General features: G+C 60.8%; 19 protein-coding genes and 1 pseudogene. 8 read left to right on the top strand and 12 right to left on the bottom strand.

Annotated elements, in window-relative coordinates:
- Positions 1–42: 42 nt before the first annotated feature.
- Together I9H09_RS09835 and I9H09_RS09830 are read left to right on the top strand one after the other, a co-directional pair.
- Positions 43–876 (top strand): ion transporter, encoded by an 834-nt coding sequence (locus I9H09_RS09835; RefSeq protein ID WP_005890319.1) that lies wholly within the window; start codon positions 43–45, stop codon positions 874–876.
- A 98-nt stretch (positions 877–974) separates the two neighbouring features.
- A complete protein-coding gene (locus I9H09_RS09830) occupies positions 975–1,973 on the top strand; it encodes a sulfate ABC transporter substrate-binding protein (protein WP_024671096.1) in 999 nt (332 codons plus the stop codon).
- 62 nt (positions 1,974–2,035) lie between these two features.
- Here I9H09_RS09830 and I9H09_RS09825 read toward each other — a convergent pair whose 3' ends face one another.
- Genes I9H09_RS09825 through ccmA form a run of 10 tightly spaced genes read right to left on the bottom strand, consistent with a single transcriptional unit; the run spans position 2,036 to position 9,407 of the window.
- The gene (locus tag I9H09_RS09825) at positions 2,036–2,443 is read right to left on the bottom strand and encodes a hypothetical protein (RefSeq protein ID WP_024671097.1); all 408 of its coding nucleotides are present in this window, start codon (positions 2,441–2,443) and stop codon (positions 2,036–2,038) included.
- A gap of 11 nt (positions 2,444–2,454) precedes the next feature.
- Positions 2,455–3,636, bottom strand: coding sequence for a c-type cytochrome biogenesis protein CcmI (gene ccmI, locus I9H09_RS09820; protein ID WP_122347511.1), 1,182 nt, complete (start codon positions 3,634–3,636; stop codon positions 2,455–2,457).
- Complete coding sequence (locus I9H09_RS09815; RefSeq protein WP_122312350.1) at positions 3,633–4,103, bottom strand: cytochrome c-type biogenesis protein; 471 nt, start codon at positions 4,101–4,103, stop codon at positions 3,633–3,635. Before I9H09_RS09815 ends, ccmI begins: the two co-directional genes overlap by 4 nt.
- Positions 4,100–4,636: a DsbE family thiol:disulfide interchange protein gene (locus I9H09_RS09810; RefSeq protein WP_122312351.1), complete on the bottom strand. Its 537-nt coding sequence runs from the start codon at positions 4,634–4,636 to the stop codon at positions 4,100–4,102. The genes I9H09_RS09815 and I9H09_RS09810 overlap by 4 nt, the downstream gene beginning before the upstream one ends.
- Entirely contained in the window at positions 4,633–6,606 is a 1,974-nt protein-coding gene (locus I9H09_RS09805) for a heme lyase CcmF/NrfE family subunit (RefSeq protein ID WP_236502279.1), read from the bottom strand. Before I9H09_RS09805 ends, I9H09_RS09810 begins: the two co-directional genes overlap by 4 nt.
- On the bottom strand, positions 6,603–7,070 hold the full coding sequence (gene ccmE, locus I9H09_RS09800) for a cytochrome c maturation protein CcmE (protein ID WP_122347510.1): 468 nt from the start codon (positions 7,068–7,070) through the stop codon (positions 6,603–6,605). The genes I9H09_RS09805 and ccmE overlap by 4 nt, the downstream gene beginning before the upstream one ends.
- On the bottom strand, positions 7,067–7,243 hold the full coding sequence (gene ccmD, locus I9H09_RS09795) for a heme exporter protein CcmD (protein ID WP_122347509.1): 177 nt from the start codon (positions 7,241–7,243) through the stop codon (positions 7,067–7,069). Before ccmD ends, ccmE begins: the two co-directional genes overlap by 4 nt.
- On the bottom strand, positions 7,240–8,043 hold the full coding sequence (locus I9H09_RS09790; RefSeq protein ID WP_122347508.1) for a heme ABC transporter permease: 804 nt from the start codon (positions 8,041–8,043) through the stop codon (positions 7,240–7,242). The genes ccmD and I9H09_RS09790 overlap by 4 nt, the downstream gene beginning before the upstream one ends.
- Positions 8,044–8,097: 54 nt before the next feature.
- A complete protein-coding gene (ccmB, locus tag I9H09_RS09785) occupies positions 8,098–8,769 on the bottom strand; it encodes a heme exporter protein CcmB (protein ID WP_122312353.1) in 672 nt (223 codons plus the stop codon).
- Positions 8,766–9,407 (bottom strand): cytochrome c biogenesis heme-transporting ATPase CcmA, encoded by a 642-nt coding sequence (gene ccmA, locus I9H09_RS09780; RefSeq protein ID WP_055003018.1) that lies wholly within the window; start codon positions 9,405–9,407, stop codon positions 8,766–8,768. The genes ccmB and ccmA overlap by 4 nt, the downstream gene beginning before the upstream one ends.
- Positions 9,408–9,597: 190 nt before the next feature.
- Between ccmA and fliK the strand changes: the two genes are divergently transcribed.
- Positions 9,598–11,235, top strand: a complete 1,638-nt coding sequence (fliK, locus tag I9H09_RS09775) for a flagellar hook-length control protein FliK (RefSeq protein ID WP_122324709.1) — start codon at positions 9,598–9,600, stop codon at positions 11,233–11,235.
- Positions 11,235–11,558 (top strand): EscU/YscU/HrcU family type III secretion system export apparatus switch protein, encoded by a 324-nt coding sequence (locus tag I9H09_RS09770; RefSeq protein ID WP_005890297.1) that lies wholly within the window; start codon positions 11,235–11,237, stop codon positions 11,556–11,558. The genes fliK and I9H09_RS09770 overlap by 1 nt, the downstream gene beginning before the upstream one ends.
- A 22-nt stretch (positions 11,559–11,580) precedes the next feature.
- On the opposite strand, the gene recR is transcribed toward I9H09_RS09770, so the two are convergent.
- Together recR and I9H09_RS09760 are read right to left on the bottom strand one after the other, a co-directional pair.
- Positions 11,581–12,183 carry a recombination mediator RecR gene (recR, locus tag I9H09_RS09765; protein ID WP_005890295.1) on the bottom strand — a complete coding sequence of 201 codons (603 nt, stop codon included), beginning with the start codon at positions 12,181–12,183 and terminating at the stop codon, positions 11,581–11,583.
- A gap of 110 nt (positions 12,184–12,293) precedes the next feature.
- Positions 12,294–13,178, bottom strand: coding sequence for a LysR family transcriptional regulator (locus I9H09_RS09760; RefSeq protein ID WP_122347507.1), 885 nt, complete (start codon positions 13,176–13,178; stop codon positions 12,294–12,296).
- A 96-nt stretch (positions 13,179–13,274) separates the two neighbouring features.
- Here I9H09_RS09760 and I9H09_RS09755 point away from each other — a divergent pair.
- The 4 genes and pseudogenes from I9H09_RS09755 (at position 13,275) to I9H09_RS09740 (ending at position 17,431) form a co-directional block, all read left to right on the top strand.
- Positions 13,275–14,420: pseudogene (locus I9H09_RS09755) on the top strand (DSD1 family PLP-dependent enzyme).
- Entirely contained in the window at positions 14,410–14,802 is a 393-nt protein-coding gene (locus tag I9H09_RS09750; protein WP_236502280.1) for a RidA family protein, read from the top strand. Before I9H09_RS09755 ends, I9H09_RS09750 begins: the two are co-directional and overlap by 11 nt.
- Positions 14,803–14,948: 146 nt before the next feature.
- Positions 14,949–15,806 carry a GNAT family N-acetyltransferase gene (locus I9H09_RS09745; protein ID WP_122324712.1) on the top strand — a complete coding sequence of 286 codons (858 nt, stop codon included), beginning with the start codon at positions 14,949–14,951 and terminating at the stop codon, positions 15,804–15,806.
- 155 nt (positions 15,807–15,961) lie between these two features.
- Positions 15,962–17,431 carry an aldehyde dehydrogenase family protein gene (locus tag I9H09_RS09740; RefSeq protein ID WP_236502281.1) on the top strand — a complete coding sequence of 490 codons (1,470 nt, stop codon included), beginning with the start codon at positions 15,962–15,964 and terminating at the stop codon, positions 17,429–17,431.
- Positions 17,432–17,704 lie beyond the last annotated feature (273 nt).

Here is a 17,704-nt window from a genome sequence, read left to right as displayed (position 1 = left end):
CAATCCTCCTAGGCTCTGCCGATATTCGAATCGGGAAGCCTCATGGACACCTCTCTCAGCCGTCGCGAACGGTTGCATATCGTTATTTTCGAGGCCAATACGCCTGCCGGGCGGACGTTCGACAAGATTGTCCTGGTGGCGATTCTGCTCAGCCTGCTGGTCACAGTCATCGACAGCATCGAGAGCATCCATCGCGACTACGCGACGCTGTTCGCCTGGATCGAATGGGGCTTCACCCTGCTGTTCGCGATTGAATATATTCTGCGCCTGTACTGCTCACCCCGGCCATTGAAGTACGCCTTCAGTTTCTACGGCCTCGTGGACCTGCTGGCAATTGTGCCGGGCGTGCTGTCGATTTATTACAGCGACGCGCAGTACCTGTTGATCGTGCGAATCATCCGTATGCTGCGGATTTTCCGGGTGCTCAAGCTCGGCACTTACCTGCGCCAGGCCAATTACCTGCTGGCGGCGCTGCGCGGCAGCAAACAGAAAATCATCGTGTTTCTGGTCACCGTCTCGACGCTGGTCACGGTGTTCGGCACGCTGATGTACGTAATCGAAGGCCCGGAGCACGGCTTCACCAGCATCCCCAAAGGCATTTACTGGGCTATCGTGACTCTCACCACTGTCGGCTTTGGCGACATCGTGCCCAAGACGCCGGTGGGTCAGATGCTCTCGTCGCTGGTGATGATCATCGGCTACTCGATCATAGCCGTGCCCACCGGGATATTCACCGCAGAGCTGGCCAACGCCATGCGCGGCGAGCAGTTGAAGCATGATTGCCCGGTCTGCTCGAAGAACTTTCACGAGCATGGCGCTGCGTTCTGTTCGCGCTGCGGTAATCAATTGTTTCCAAAAGTAGAGCACAAGGCATAAGCAAAGACGTTTTCAGTCTTTAAACAGCAGGCGCGATACTGATAGTGTCGCGGCATTACGCCATCAAGCTTCATCAAGACAATCTCAAGGACCCTGCAGTGAACAGACTCTTCGCCGCTTCGCTACTGGCCGCCAGCCTGGCTTTTGCCAGTGCTGCCCAGGCAGCCCCGACGCTGCTCAACGTCTCTTACGACGTGATGCGTGATTTCTACAAGGACTACAACAGCGCCTTCCAGAAACACTGGAAAGCCGAGAAGAACGAAGACGTGACAGTGCAGATGTCGTTTGGCGGTTCCAGCAAGCAGGCGCGCTCGGTCATCGACGGTCTGCCAGCCGACGTGATCACCATGAACATGGCCACCGATATCAATGCGTTGGCCGACAACGGCAAACTGGTGCCCGATGACTGGGTCACGCGCCTGCCGAACAACAGTGCACCTTTCACTTCAGCGACTGTGTTCATTGTTCGAAAAGGCAACCCCAAAGCCCTGAAAGACTGGCCCGATCTGATCAAGGACGGGGTCGAAGTCATCGTGCCTAACCCGAAGACTTCAGGTAATGGCCGCTATACGTACCTGTCGGCCTGGGGTTACACCCTGAAAAACGGTGGTGACGAAGCCGCAGCGAAGAAGTTCGTCGGGGACCTGTTTCGCCATGTGCCGGTGCTCGACACCGGCGGTCGTGGCGCGACCACCACGTTCATGACCAACCAGATCGGCGATGTACTGGTTACCTTCGAGAACGAGGCCGAGATGATCGCTCGCGAATTCGGGCGCGATCAGTTCGAAGTGGTCTATCCGTCCGTGTCGGCAGAAGCCGAGCCGCCAGTGAGCGTGGTCGACAAGGTGGTGGACAGGAAAAAATCCCGCCCACTAGCCGAGGAATACTTAAAGTACCTGTGGTCGCCGGAAGGCCAGGAAATTGCTGCCAACAATTACTTGCGCCCGCGCGATCCGCAAGTTCTCGCCAGGTTTCAGGATCGTTTCCCTAAAGTAGACTTCCTCTCAGTCGAGAAAACCTTCGGTGACTGGCGCACCGTACAGAAGACACACTTCATCGACGGTGGCGTGTTCGACCAGATTTATCCGGGCAAATAAACCGCCCACGCGATGCAAAAACGGCGACCCATCAGGTCGCCGTTTTCATTTGCAGGCTTGAATCAGTTGCTGAACTGTTTGCCCAGCCCGGCCGGAACGCCGCTGGCGTCGGTCGCCTGCCAGGGGCCGTTGGGGCTGGTTGCCCAGCTCCAGCCATTGTTCCACTGATAATAAGTGCGCTGGCGATAGAACGTGTTGGGCTGACCATCCATCACGTACACGCCCAGGCGCGCATCCCAATGGCTCCCACCGCCCGGAGGCGGCGCGAAGCTGGCCGAGGTTTTAGGGGCGGCAGGCGGCGCCTGGACAGGCTCCTGCGGTGCAGTGGCTGGACGCGGTGCGCCAGGCTGCTGAGCGCCCGGCATAGTCGGGATCGGTTCCTGGCTATGGGGCGGTGCCGGATGCTGGACTGCGCAGGCACTCAGGCCAACGACCAGACCCAACAAGGTAATGCGTGCGGTACGGTACATAAGCGATTTCTCTAGTTATCCGGACTGTCGATGGTCAACACCTGCTGTGCCTCGGTACTGCTGGCCAGAGGCTGACTGCGGCCGACCCACTCACCGGTAGTTGGCTGGCCTGCGCGAGACACCCGCGCAACCAGTTGGACTTGCGGAAAGTTAGACAGTTTCAGTGACGACAACATTGCGTCGGAATCACTCAGCTCGACCTCGGCAGGCAGGTCGGCCACCGTGATGCGCTTGACCGCCAATGGCGCGGGCGGACCATTGATTGCCCGGGCAAAAATGAACACGCTGTCACCTGGCTGCACCTTGCCCTCAAGCGATGCGGCCAGCCTGACGCGTACCCTGAGCGAGTGTGCCTTGACCGGCGTGCCTTGTTCGGCAAGGTTTTGTCTGGCGCGAGCAATACCACCTTCCAGCGCCGAGCGCGATGCATCGTCTGCGGGTAACGCTGCCAGCAGCCGGGTCCAGTAATCCGCTGCCACTTGATAGCGCTGCGTTTCAAACGCGGCGATCCCCAGTAGGCCGAGGCTGATGACTTCGTTGGGATCGGCCTGCAGCGCCTCGTCGGTCAGTGCCTGCACCTGCGGGGTGAAGTGTTTGTCGCTGGCGAAATAAAGTGCCTGCGCCCACTGACCGAGCAGCTCTGGCGATCTTCCGGCCAGCGCAACTGTCCGCTCGAATACCCGCGCAGCGTCACCGGGACGATTTTGCGCAAGGTAGCTGCGCGCCAGAAAATACAGGTTCTCGGCAGAGTCCGGCTGCGCCTGCACGCTACGCTCCAGGCGCCGGGTCATGTCGGCCAGCGAGGTCGGTGGCCTGGCGAATTCACGGCTCAACTCGACCCGGTCACTGGCCCCCAGGCTCAGGTAAACCGCCAGGCCGAGCACCGGCACCAGCGCGGAAGCCAGCAACAACGGCGGCCTGCCCAGGCGCTGCGTGCGCACGGGTTCTGCGCCTTCGGTATCGGCCAGCAGTTCGCGAGCGACCTCGGCACGTGCATCCTGGCATTGCTCGAGCGACAAAACGCCCTGCTCGTGCTGAGCCTGCAACTCGGCCAGACGCTCCTGATAAAGCGCGACGTTCAGCGCGGTGCGATCTTCTTCACGCTGCGCGCGCTGGCCGTGCAGCACAGGAATCAGCAGAACGCCCAGCGCCACCAGCAAGAGCAACGCGATTGCTACCCAGAAATCTATCATGAGCGGTGCTCGTCGAGCAGTCTGGCAAGCCGCTGCTGCTCGTCTTCGGACAACGCCGTCCCTTGCGCAGGGCGCTGCTTGCGACGACGCACGACGATAAAGCCGATCACCACAACGCCGCCGAGCAGAAGACCGGCAGGGCCGAACCAGAGCAGCCACGTGCGTGCACTGAGGCCCGGTTTATAGCGCACGAAATCGCCGTAGCGTTCGACCATGAAATCGATGATCTGCTGGTTGCTCTGCCCTTCGCCGAGCATGCGGTAGATCTGCTTGCGCAAATCAGCGGCAATCGGCGCGTTGGAGTCGGCAATGTCCTGATTCTGGCATTTGGGGCAACGCAGCTCTCGGGTCAACTCGCTGTAGCGCGCGCGCTCGGCGTCGTCACGGAAGGTGTAGGCGTCAATCGCTGCCTGGACAACACCGCAAAACAACAGGCTGAGCAGAACCACAGGCAGGCAGCGTTTCATGGTTTTGCCTCATCAACCAGCGCCTGATAACGGGCAGCCAGTTTTTCACGCCAGACCACGTCATCGATAACGCCGACATGCTTGTAACGAATGATGCCCTGACGGTCGATCAGAAAGGTTTCCGGCGCCCCGTACACCCCAAGATTCACGCCCAACGTGCCGTCCTGGTCACGAATATCGAGCTGATAAGGGTCGTGAAAGTCCTTGAGCCATTTGATCGCATCGGCATTGACGTCCTTGTAGTTGATGCCGTAAATCAGCACGCCCTGCTGCGCAAGACGCTTGAGCAGCGGATGCTCGACACGACAGGCCACGCACCAGGTGCCCCAAACGTTGACCAGCGCGGGTTTGCCCAGCAGGTCCGCACGCGTCAGGATTTTTTCGCTCTGCACTTGCGGCAACGAGAACGACGGGAAAGGCTTGCCGATCAGCGCCGAAGGCAGCTCGGCGGGATCGAGATACAGACCGCGATACAGAAGCGCTGCCACGCCAAGAAACAATGCCAGTGGCAATAACATGATCCAGCGTTTCATAGTGCCGCTCCCGACAGGCCCAGTGCCTCGCGCACCTTGCTTTTGACCCGGGTGCGATAACGCCTGTCCAGCGCTGCCAGCACCCCGCCCAACCCGGTCAACAGTCCGCCGAGCCAGATCCAGCGCACGAACGGCTTGACGTGAACCCGCACAGCCCAAGCACCGTTGCCCAGCGGTTCACCCAATGCCACGTAAAGATCACGGCTGAAACCGGCGTCGATGCCCGCTTCGGTCATCACCGACTGCTGGACGCTGTACAGGCGCTTTTCCGGGTGCAGCTCGGTCAGCGGCACACCGTTGCGCAACACGCGAACCGTGCCGCGATCCGAGGTGAAATTCGGCCCTTCATAATGCGTCGCGCCCTCGAACACAAAGACGTAACCGCCCAGTTGCGTAGACTCCCCAGGGGCCATGCGCAGGTCGCGCTCGGCGCTGTTCTGGCTGGATAACACCACGCCCAGCGCGCACACCACGATGCCCAGGTGCGCCAGTTGCATGCCCCAATAACTGCGGGTCAGGCTGCGCGCGCCCTTGAGCAGCCCCTTGTGGCGCGTCTTGTCGAACAGATCGCGAAGCCCGGCCAGCAGCACCCACGCGGCAAGCATGAAGGTCGCCAGCACCGCCCACTGGAAATCGCCCATGAGCAGCCCGGCGATCACAGCCAGCAGCGCACTGCCGATCAGCACCGGGGCAAGCATGCCCAGCAGCCATTTCAGCGGCGTGTCCTTCCAGCGCACCAGTACACCGACGGCCATGACCGCCAGCAACAAGCCCATCAAGGGCACGAACAGGGCGTTGAAATACGGCGGACCGACCGACATCTTTGCACCACTCATGGCGTCGATCACCAGCGGATAAAGAGTGCCGAGCAAAATCATCGACGCCGCAACCACCAGTAACAGGTTATTGCCAAGCAGCAATGTCTCCCGCGACCACAGGCCGAAGCCGACATGGCTTTTTACCACTGGCGCACGCACCGCGAACAGGGTCAACGAACCGCCTACCACGATCAGCAAAAACATGAGGATGAACACACCACGCGCCGGGTCAGAGGCAAACGCATGCACCGAAGTCAGCACCCCGGAGCGAACCAGAAAAGTACCCAGCAGGCTCAGGGAAAACGCCGCAATCGCCAGCAGCACCGTCCAGCTCTTGAACACCCCGCGTTTTTCCGTGACCGCCAGCGAGTGGATCAGCGCCGTGCCGACCAGCCAGGGCATGAACGAGGCATTCTCTACCGGGTCCCAGAACCACCAGCCGCCCCAGCCCAATTCGTAATAAGCCCACCATGAACCCAGGCTGATACCGACGCCGAGAAAGGCCCAGGCGACCAGCGTCCACGGTCGCGACCAGCGTGCCCAGGCGGCATCGAGGCGCCCGCCGAGCAGCGCCGCGATGGCAAATGCGAAGGCGACCGAAAACCCCACATAGCCCATGTACAGCATCGGCGGATGCACGATCAGGCCGATATCCTGTAGTAACGGGTTGAGATCGCGGCCGTTGGCGGGCATTTGTGGCAACAGACGCGCGAACGGGTTGGACGTGAAGATCAGAAACGACAAAAAGCCCAGACTGATCATGCCCATCACCGCCAGCACCCGCGCCAGCATTACTTGCGGCAACTGTCGGGAAAACACCGACACGGCGAAGGTCCAGCCGCCGAGAATCAGCGCCCAGAGCAGCAGTGAACCCTCATGCGCGCCCCATACGGCGCTGAACTTGTAGTACCACGGCAGCGCAGTGTTGGAATTCTGCGCAACATAGGCGACGGAAAAATCGTCGGCCATGAACGCGTAGGTCAGACAACCGAAGGCGAAAATCAGAAAGCCTAACTGGCCCCACGCTGCCGGACGCGCCAGACTCATCCATAACCTGTCGCCACGCCATGCACCGATCAGCGGAATGATCGCCTGCACCAGCGCAAAGCAAAGCGCCAGAATCATCGCCAGATGGCCGAGCTCGGGAATCATCGTTCTGCCTGCCTTGCGGGTGCATATACTGCTGGCGCCTGACCGTTCTCGCGCAAAGCCTTGGTCACCTCGGGAGGCATGTACTTCTCGTCATGCTTGGCCAGCACTTCGTCGGCAACTACCACGCCTTGTGCATCGAGCTTGCCCAGCGCCACGATGCCCTGCCCTTCGCGAAACAGGTCGGGGAGGATGCCGCGATAGGTAATGGTCACCGACTTGCTGAAATCGGTGACTACAAAACGCACGTCCAGCGAATCCGCCGAGCGCTGCAACGAGCCCTTTTCCACCATGCCACCGGCACGGATACGCGTATTCAGTGGCGCCTCGCCATTGGCGATCTGACTCGGCGTATAAAACAGATTGATGTTTTCCTTCAGCGCGCTGAGGGCCAGGCTCAGGCCCAGGCCAACACCGATCAGCACGGCGAAGATAATCAGCAGACGCTTTCTGCGCAGCGGGTTCACGGTCGGCGCTCCCGTTTCAAACGATGCGCCCGTTGCTTCAGATAACGCTGCCGCGCCAGAACCGGCAGCAGCACGTTGATCAGCAGCACCAACGCACACAAGCCGTAGGCCGACCAGACGAACAGCCCGTGCCGACCCATGGCGAGAAAGTCGCTGAATGACTCGAAATTCAAGGCGTGTGCTCCGGCTGCGCGGTGGGCTGCCCCAGACTACGCACTACCTCAGCCCTGGCCCATTGGGTCCGTGACTCGCGACGCAGCACTTCAAGCCGCATGCGCAACAGCAGCACGACGCCGAAGAAACAGTAGAAACCTAATGTGGTGAATAGCAGCGGCAGCCACATCTGCGCAGGCATGGCCGGTTTTTCAGTGAGGCTGAACGTGGCGCCCTGATGCAGGGTATTCCACCACTCCACCGAGTACTTGATGATCGGGATATTCACCACGCCGACAATGGCCAGCACTGCGCAGGCCTTGCCGGCGCTGTCGCGATTACCGATGGCATTGCCCAACGCAATCAGGCCGAAATAGAGAAACAGCAGAATCAGCATCGACGTCAGCCGCGCATCCCAGACCCACCAGGCGCCCCACGTCGGCTTGCCCCAGATCGCTCCGGTGGCCAATGCCAGCGCGGTCATCCACGCACCGACGGGCGCGGCGGATTGCAGCGCAACATCAGCCAGTTTCATCTTCCACACCAGCCCGACCACACCACACACTGCAAGCAACACATAGCAGGACTGGGCCAGCATTGCGGCAGGCACATGGATGTAGATGATCCTGAAACTATTGCCCTGCTGGTAGTCCGGTGGTGCGAACGCCAGACCCCAGATGATGCCGAGGCCAAGCAACAGGCAGGCGGATACGCTCAGCCACGGCAGCAGGCGTGTGCTGATCCGGTAGAACCCTTTCGGCGAGCCGAGCGTATGAAACCAGGCCCAGCCGATGCTGCTTTTAGTGACGTCGCTTTTCATCAGGTGTTTCCAGGGTTTTGCAGGGCATCGGCAGTAACGATACCGAAACCTTGATTATTCACCGACGCTGATCTTCAGGCCGGCAGCTATTGCAAAGGGTGTCAGGGTAATCGCCAGCACGGTGAGGCTGCCCAGCCATAGCATATAGCCGGTTGCGGGCATGCCTTGCATGGCAGCTTGCAGGGCGCCGCTGCCCAGAATCAACACCGGGATGTACAGCGGCAGGATCAACAAGGCGAGCAACAGCCCGCCGCGCTTCAACCCTACTGTCAATGCGGCACCGACAGCGCCCAGCAGACTGAGGACCAGCGTACCCAGCAGCAGCGAAAGCATCAGCACCGGCAGGCAATCGCCCGGCAAACCAAGCATCAAAGCCAGCACGGGCGACAACAGTACCAGCGCCAGCCCGGAAAAAACCCAGTGTGCCAGCACTTTGCTCAGCACCAGAAGCGCCAGAGGGTGCGGCGAAAGGACCCACTGCTCCAGCGAGCCGTCCTCGAAATCACTGCGAAACAGCCCGTCCAGCGAGAGCAGCACGGCCAGCAGTGCCGCGACCCAGACCAGTCCGGGTGACAAGGTTTGCAACAATTGCATCTGCGGGCCAATGGCCAGCGGAAACAGGGCGATCACCAGCGCGAAGAATACCAAAGGGTTGGCCAGTTCGGCCGGGCGACGCGCCAGCAGTCGGGCTTCTCGGACCATCAACAGAACAAAGACGCTGTTCATGCGGACCACTTCGCCAGATCCAGACTGCGATAGCCGGCAGGCACGTGGCTCAGCACGTGGTGGGTGGTGATTACAACCATGCCGCCCTGTTCACAGTGTTTTGCCAGAAGCGTCTCAAGCTGGAGGATGCCCTCACGGTCGAGCGCGGTGAACGGTTCATCAAGTACCCACAACGCAGGACCGGGCAGATACAGCCGTGCCAGCGCCACCCGACGCTGCTGCCCGGCCGACAACGTGTGACAGGGAGCGTCCTCGAAACCTGTCAGCCCGACCGAAGCCAGCGCCTGCAGAATGTCGTCGGCACTGGCCAACCGATGCAATGCACACAGCCATGTCAGGTTCTCGAGTGGCGTGAGCAGTTCCTTGAGCGCGGGGGCATGGCCAATCCACAACAGATTGCCTGCCGCTGCTGCCCGCTGCCGGTGCAGCGGCTGGCCATCGAGCAGCACCTGCCCGGCGGTCGGCAACATCAACCCGCACAACACCCGCAACAGGCTGGTCTTGCCGCTGCCGTTGGGGCCGCTGACCTGCAGCATCTCACCGGCACGCAATTGCAGATCAAGGTGCTCGAACAGCACTCGCCAATCCCGCTCACACGCCAGCGCCGTTGCTTGCAAAAATGGGGGGACCGGGATCATCAGGCGCTTCCAGTACTGTTGCGTCGCGAGATGTGCCAAAACAGGCACATACGGAGTGAAAGAGGGTTCAAGTCGGGATTGATGCAGCCGTTACATGAAGAGAAGTTAATGGCGGCCAGCCCGGTTTTGGCCGGTATTATACATGCGAGTCCTGTTATCAAAGGGGCAATTTCCTCAGGTCGATATTTCAATGACAGGCGACATCACCAGCGTTCCAGCGACAACCCCAATTACGACATTACTGCGCGCCGGCGTCTCGCCTGCGCAAGTGCTGACCCTGTTGCATTCTTCGGAAAACCTGATCCCCGAGGGCGAAACTGTTGATGCAGAGGTGTTGACCCTCAAGCAGGTCAACCAGAACTTCCAGCTGCTGCTGCGCCTGGTGCTGGCCAACGGCACCCAGACCAACCTGCCGGTCAGCAGCAGCGTACCGTTCACTCCCGGCAGCATGTTGCAAGTGGCGCAGGCGTCGTCCAACGAATTGACCCTGAGCCTGCAACAGATCAACAACGCGCTGAAAAACTCGATGACCAGCATCGATACTCAGCAATTGCCCGCTGGCACGCTGTTGCAGGGCAAGGTACTGACCAGTCAGGAACTCAGCCAGGCGGTCACCCAGGCCACCGTACCCAACCCGGCCACGGCGACGCCCGTTTACCGTTCCATCGTCATGCTGCTCAACACTGCGCTGGCAGGGTCCAGCCTGACCATAGAAAGTCCGCAGCCATTGACGGTCGGCAGTCTGCTCAGCGCTCAGGTGCAAGGCAGCCAGGCGTTGAATTTCGTCGCCCTGCCCAGCCGCTTCGATCAACTGGCGCTGGCTCAGCAACTGACCACTCAACAAAACCGCCAAGGCTCTCTGGAAAACCTGATCAGCGCCTTGCAAAACCTGCAGTCAGCCAGCCCGGCCAACACCGGCGGCACTGGTAACTCGGGAATCAGCGCCACACTTCAGGCCAGCATCAACCAACTGTTGAACGACCTCCCCGACATCGAGCAGATGAGCACCCCGAAAGGCGTCGCCCAGGCACTCCACGCCAGCGGCGTGTTCATGGAAGCGAAACTGCTGGCCGGACTGAACCCGATGCAAGCCCCGGACATGAAGGCCAATCTGATGCGCCTGATTGGCCAGATCCTGCCGGGTCTGCCGGAAAACCAGTCTTATGGCGCAGCGGCGGCCTCCAATACCCTGGCCCGGGCCATGCCCAATGCGATTCGCTATGCGCTCGGCACCTTGGGGATGGTCGCGGCGCGCACTCAGCCAAGCAGCTTTCCCCTGCCGTCGCGCATTGTCGGTGGCGGCGAGAAGGAAGACGATCTTGAAATACTCCTCAAGCTGGCTGCCGCGGCTGTTTCACGACTGCAAAGCCATCAGTTGGGCGGTCTGGAACAGACTCGCACCAACGCCGATGGCACTCAAGTGACCACCTGGCAGCTGGAAGTGCCGATACGCAATGCCCATGACATCGTGCCGTTGCAGGTCAAGGTACAGCGTGAAGACAAACCTGACCCGGAAACCGGCGAAGAGCGCGAGGGCATCGAGATCACGGATAGCCGTGAAAAGCTCTGGAAAGTCGACCTGGCTTTCGACCTCGAACCGCTGGGGCCGATGCAGGTAAACGCGCAGTTGCTGCGCGGTACGCTGTCCAGCCAGCTATGGGCCGAGCGCCCGGAGAGCGCAGCCTTGATCGAACACGAATTGGGCCATTTGCGTGAGCGTCTTGTTGCCTGCGGTCTTGCCGTCGGCGAGCTGGCTTGCAGCCATGGCGTTCCGCCACAAGGCCCGCGCACCGCCCTTGAACAACGCTGGATCGACGAGAACGCCTGATGTCCCTACCCGATCATGTCCCGCGCCAGGCTATTGCCCTCACCTATGACGGCCAGCAGGCACCAACCCTAAGCGCCAAGGGCGACGACCAACTGGCCGAAGCCATCCTGGCAATCGCCCGGGAATACGAAGTGCCGATTTACGAAAACGCCGAGCTGGTCAAACTGCTGGCCCGCATGGAGCTGGGCGACAGCATTCCCGAGCCGCTGTATCGAACAATCGCCGAAATCATTGCCTTCGCCTGGCACCTGAAAGGCAAGTTTCCGGCTGGTCAGGACCCCGACGCACCGCCTGTGGAGCGGGATATTACGCCGCGCTATTGATCAGCAGATCAACTGAGCCGCATCACAATGCGATCGGCTTGCGCCCGGCAAACGAGTGCGCAAGGGTGCCGCCGTCAACCAGGTCCAGCTCGCCACCCAGCGGTACGCCATGAGCAATGCGCGAGGCAACCAGGCCCTTGTCATTGAGCAACTGCGCAATGTAATGCGCAGTTGCTTCGCCTTCCACAGTCGGGTTGGTGGCCAGGATCACTTCGGTGAAAGTGCCTTGGCCGGCAATGCGCTCCATCAATTGCGGAATGCCGATGGCCTCGGGGCCAAGACCATCAAGCGGAGACAAATGGCCCTTGAGCACAAAATAGCGACCTCGATACCCCGTCTGCTCCACCGCGTAGACATCGGTCGGCCCTTCGACAACGCACAGCAGCGTATCGTCGCGACGCGGATCGGCGCATTGCGGGCAGAATTCCTCCTCGGTCAAGGTACGGCAAGAGCGACAGTGGCCGACGCCATCCATCGCCTGCCCCAGCGCCAGCGCCAGCCGGGAGCCGCCGCTGCGGTCGCGCTCCAGCAGCTGCAACGCCATGCGTTGCGCGGTTTTCTGACCGACGCCCGGCAGCACGCGGAAGGCATCGATCAACTGGCGAATCAGGGGGCTGAAGCTCATGGAGAAAAATCCGACAAAAACACAAGACGCGGTTTATACCCGCGCGTTGCTGTGAGCGTCAATTGAGGTATTCGATACTGCGACCAACAGCGCATAACCTATGGCGTTGATTAGCCTTTCAAAGCAGTCTCCAGAAACTCCGTCAGAGCCTGCACGCGAGCGCTGCGGTGCTTGCGCAACGGCACCAGCAGGTTGATCGGAGCACTGGCCAATTGCCAATCGGCAAGGACACGTATCAGGTCGCCTCTGGCAATCGCATCGCTGACATCCCACTGCGAACGCAGCACGATCCCCTGCCCCTGCTCGGCCCAGCGTCGGGCAACCGAACCATCGTTGCTGAGCAACGCAGGCTGGACGCGCAGGGTCTTTTTCATTTGCCCCTTGCTCAGGTGCCAGAGGGTCACGTCCTCGTCGTTTTCGCGGATGCAGATGCAGCGATGAGCAGACAACTCTTCAGGCGTCGAGGGCGCGCCATGCTGTTCGAGATAAGCAGGGCTGGCGCACAGCCAGCGGTGGTTCTGGGCCAGAGGCCTGGCGATCCACAAGCTGTCATTCAGGTTGCCGATGTGAATGACCGCGTCGCTGTCATGACGATCCGGCCACGGCGTTTCGCGCAGGTCGAGGTGCAGACACAGCTGCGGATGCAGTTTGGCGAAGCGCGACAACAACGGCGCAATGCGTTGCCGACCATAACCGAACGGCGCCACCAGGCGCAGGGTGCCCACCAGACGATCATCGCGCTGCCTGAAGGACTCGGGCAACGCCTCCAGTTGCTCCAGCAGGTGCGCGCTCTCCCGGGCAAACCGCTCGCCATCGGCCGTCAGGCTCAGCCGTCTGGCGTCGCGATTGACCAGGGTGATGCCCAATTGCGTCTCCAGTTTGCGCAAGCGCATCGACAGCGCAGGTGGCGATACGTTGAGAACCCGGGCAGCAGCGCTGAGGGATTCACAACGCGACAGAGTCACAGCCAGGCGCAAATCTTCGATGGCAATCATTCAGTTCAGCTTAAGAATTAATGAAGCCTCATTGAAGCACAGCTTCATTCCCAACACGTAGAGTACTGCTCGTACCCAGTCACACGAGCCTCGCCCATGTCAGCCTTTCTGTCCTCTGTGTCCTCTCTTGATACGCCGGTTGCGCTGCTTGATGTACCGCGCATGCAGCGCAATATCCAGCGCATGCAGCAACGCATGAATGAACTGGGCGTGCGTCTGCGCCCCCATGTTAAGACCAGCAAGTCGCTGCCGGTCATTCAGGCGCAGATCGCCGCAGGCGCCAGTGGCGTGACGGTCTCGACGCTCAAGGAAGCGGCGCATTGCTTCGCCGAAGGCATCAATGACGTGTTCTAAGCCGTCGCCATTGCGCCCGGCAAGCTGCATCAGGCACTCAAATTGCGACGCGACGGTTGCCGGCTGAGCATTTTGACCGACAGCGTGGTTGCGGCGCAGGCCATTGTTGCCTTTGGTCAGCAACACGACGAGCGCTTCGAGGTGTGGATCGAAATCGATTGCGACGGTCACCGCTCCGGGCTGGCGGTCGAGGACAGCGCACTGACAGAAGTGGCGAAAACACTGGTCGAAGGCGGCATGCAGCTGCGTGGCGTCATGACCCACGCGGGCTCCAGCTACGACCTCGACACACCTGAAGCTTTGAAGGCCCTGGCCGAGCAGGAGCGTTTGCTGTGTGTCCGCGCCGCCGAGCGCATTCGCAACGCCGGGCTGCCCTGCCCGGAGGTCAGCATCGGCTCGACACCCACCGCGTTGTCTGCGCAGAGCCTGGAAGGCGTGACCGAGGTGCGTGCCGGTGTGTATGTATTCTTTGATCTGGTGATGCACAACATCGGCATATGCCAGGCGGACGAACTGGCCCTGAGCGTGCTGACTACGGTCATCGGCCATCAGCAGGAAAAAGGCTGGATCATCGTCGATGCAGGCTGGATGGCCATGAGCCGAGATCGCGGTACTCAGCGCCAGCGTCAGGATTTCGGTTACGGTCAGGTCTGCACCGATACCGGCGAATGGATCGATGGCGCGCGGGTGACCGGGGCCAATCAGGAACACGGCATCATCACTCTGGCGGCAGGCGAAATTGCCGACATCAGCGAACGTTTCCCTATCGGCAGCCGGCTGCGCATTCTGCCCAACCATGCGTGTGCAACTGGCGCGCAATTTCCGGACTACCACGCTTGTGACGCCGATGGCGCCATTCACACCTGGAGTCGCCTGCATGGCTGGTGATATCGAGCTGATCGGCACAACTTCGGCCGCAGCACCCGGCGGCCACTATGCTCAGGCGGTGCTGCATGAGGGCACCCTGCATGTCTCCGGGCAACTGCCGGTGCGCGCCGACGGCAGCTACAGCGTTGACGAACCGTTTGAAATTCAGGCCGCCCTCGCGCTGGACAATCTGATTGCCATTCTACGCGCGGCAGGCTGCGGCCCGGATGACCTGCTCAAGGTAACGGTTTATGTCGCAGGCATCCGGCACTGGCCTGCATTCGATCGTATCTACGCGGGTTATCTGGGCGAACACCGTCCGGCACGCGCCGTGGTGCCGGTCCCGGAGCTGCATCATGGCTACCTGATCGAGATCGAAGCCGTGGCGCGGGCCGCACGATGAAGAGTCTCGGGAACACGGGCGTTCGGTGACCCTGCTGGAGCGTGACTATATCTGTCAGCCCACTTCGGTAACGTGCGCCGCCAATGAGCGCAGGCAAGCTGATTTGAGCCAGACCGACCCCCCAACCTGTTTTCAAGGAGACGCCCATGCCCGCCACGTCAGAATCCCCTTATCAGTACCGTCCGGTGACTGCCGCAGACATTCCGGCTGCGCACGCCCTGTCGGTTCATCTCAAATGGCCGCATCGCGAAGAAGACTGGGCGATGGTCCAACGCACTTCGCAAGGCTTTGTCGCCGTGTGTGAAGGGCAGTTGGTCGGCGTAGCCTTCACCTGTCATCAGGGCGACTGGTCGTCGATTGGCTTGGTGATTGTCAGCGACGAGCATCAGGGAAAAGGCATTGGTCGCCGCCTGATGAACCTGTGCCTGGAAGCGACAGCGCCGCGTACGCCGATCCTCAATGCCACAGAGCTGGGTGCGCCGCTTTATCAAAGCCTTGGCTTTGTCGACTTTGCGCGGATTCAGCAGCATCAGGGCATCCCCGACCTATCCCGACAGCACACCCTTGGCGATAGTGGCCAGCTTCGTAAACTTGGTTCCGCCGACCATCCCGAGCTGATTCGCCTGGCCAACGCAGGCAGCGGACTGGACCGTACTGTTGTGCTAACCGACCTGTTGCGTGACGCCGAGCAGGCAGTCGGCATCGAGCATTACGGACAGTTGCAGGGCATCGCCCTGCTGCGACGCTTTGGACGCGGGCATATCGTCGGCCCGGTGGTCGCCCAGACTGTCGAACAGGCTCAGCAGTTGATCAGTCACCTGCTGCGGCAGATCCCCGACCTTTTTGTGCGCTTCGACATTCTCGCCGACTGCGGACTGGCGCCGTGGCTGGAAAGCCTGGGCCTGCCCTGTGTCGACCGGGCGCCGCGCATGGTGCTGGGCACGCCTCCGCCGATCAGCACGGAGGTGCAGCAGTTTGCGCTGGTGACCCAGGCCATTGGCTGATATCACAGCGAATTACGAGCCGAAACAGGTCCGCAAGGTCAGCGGGCTGCATACAGCAGATTATTCTTTGCAGCCCTCAAGTTCGGCGTTTTTTATCCACACTGCTTTGTTAGCTTATTGACATCAAATCACTATTGCTCCAGGGAGCCCGCTGGATGACCACTCAGCCCTTGAACAGCCACTGCGTCGATCCGAACACCTCGCAGAAGTTTTATATCGACGGTCACTGGTGCGCCCCGCTCACCCCGGCCAGCATTCCTGTGGTCAACCCGGCAACCGAGAAAGTCGTTGCGCATGTCGCCAGTGGCACTGCCGCCGATGTCGATCGTGCAGTGGCAGCAGCGCGTGCGGCTTTCGCGAGCTGGTCCGGCACCTCAGCGCAAGTCCGTGCGCAGTTCATCGACCACATCCATGAGCTGATCATCGAACGCAAGGAAGAACTGGCACAGGCGATATCGCTGGAAATGGGCGCATCAATCAGCTCTGCACGCGCCATGCAGGTGCCGCTTGCTGCCGAGCATGTGCGGGTCGCGCGTGACCTGCTGGCGACTTACCGCTTCCAGACCGTCGAAGGCAGCACAGCCATAAACCGCGAAGCGATCGGCGTGTGTGGGCTGATCACGCCTTGGAACTGGCCGCTTTATCAAATCACCGCCAAAGTCGCGCCGGCCATCGCGGCGGGTTGTACTGTGGTGCTCAAACCCAGCGAACTGTCGCCGCTGAGCGCGCTGCTGTTCGCGCAACTGGTGCATGACGCCGGCTTGCCACCTGGAGTATTCAATCTGGTCAACGGCAGTGGAGCGGAAGTCGGTGGTGCTATGGCGGCCCACCCTGACATCGACATGATTTCGATCACCGGTTCGAACCGCGCAGGCGCACTGGTAGCGCAAGCCGCTGCACCGACCGTCAAGCGAGTCACTCAGGAACTGGGCGGCAAGTCCCCGAACATTCTGCTGCCTGATGCCGACTTCGCCAAAGCCGTGCCGCCTGGCGTGATGGCGGCCTTTCGTAATGTCGGCCAGTCATGCAGCGCACCGACGCGGATGATCGTGCCGCGGGAGCGTCTGGCAGAGGTAGAAGCGCTGGCCGCCGCGACGGCAGCGTCCATCATCGTCGGTGATCCGCAAGCAGAGCGCACGGTGCTGGGGCCTATAGCCAATGAGGCACAGTTTCATCGTGTGCAGGCAATGATTGATGCAGGAATCAGCGAGGGAGCGAAGCTGGTGTGCGGCGGGCCGGGTCGTGTGCCGGGTCACGAGCAGGGCTTTTTCACGCAACCGACGGTGTTCTCTGAGGTGGACTCATCGATGCGTATCGCCCAGGAAGAGATCTTCGGTCCGGTGCTGTGCCTGATTGCCTACGACACGATCGATGAAGCGGTCGCCATTGCCAATGACACGGTTTACGGATTGGGTGCACATGTTCAGGGCCAAGACCTTGAACAGGCCCGTTCGGTCGCTTCGCGCATTCGCGCCGGCCAGGTCCACCTGAACTACCCCAACTGGAACCCGATGGCGCCGTTCGGCGGTTACAAACGCTCGGGCAATGGCCGCGAATATGGTGTGCATGGGTTTGAGGAGTATCTGGAGATCAAAGCAATTGTGGGGTTTGGCACGGTTGGTTGATGCATTTATTGCTGCCATGTAGCGTTCAGCGTCTTGCACAAGCCCGCTCTTGATTCTGGCCGTAGGCCGTGAGAGTGAACTTGTTCACGAAAGGGCCAGTATCATCACCAAAAACGCGGCGTCTGAAACACCGGCTTCGCGAGCAAGCTCGCCCCCACGCCCTTCGGGCAGAAGCCTGAACGCCCCATTTTCCGGGCATTCCAATACGATGATCGATCCGCGTGATAATGCATTTCGTGACGCTCCGCGTCACACCAGGGTTCTGCGACGTCA

The organism is Pseudomonas tremae (genome assembly GCF_023278125.1).
In the GTDB taxonomy this organism is placed as follows: domain Bacteria; phylum Pseudomonadota; class Gammaproteobacteria; order Pseudomonadales; family Pseudomonadaceae; genus Aquipseudomonas; species Aquipseudomonas tremae.
Note: the sequence above shows the minus strand (reverse complement) of the source record. Positions and strands in the feature narration are given on the sequence as shown.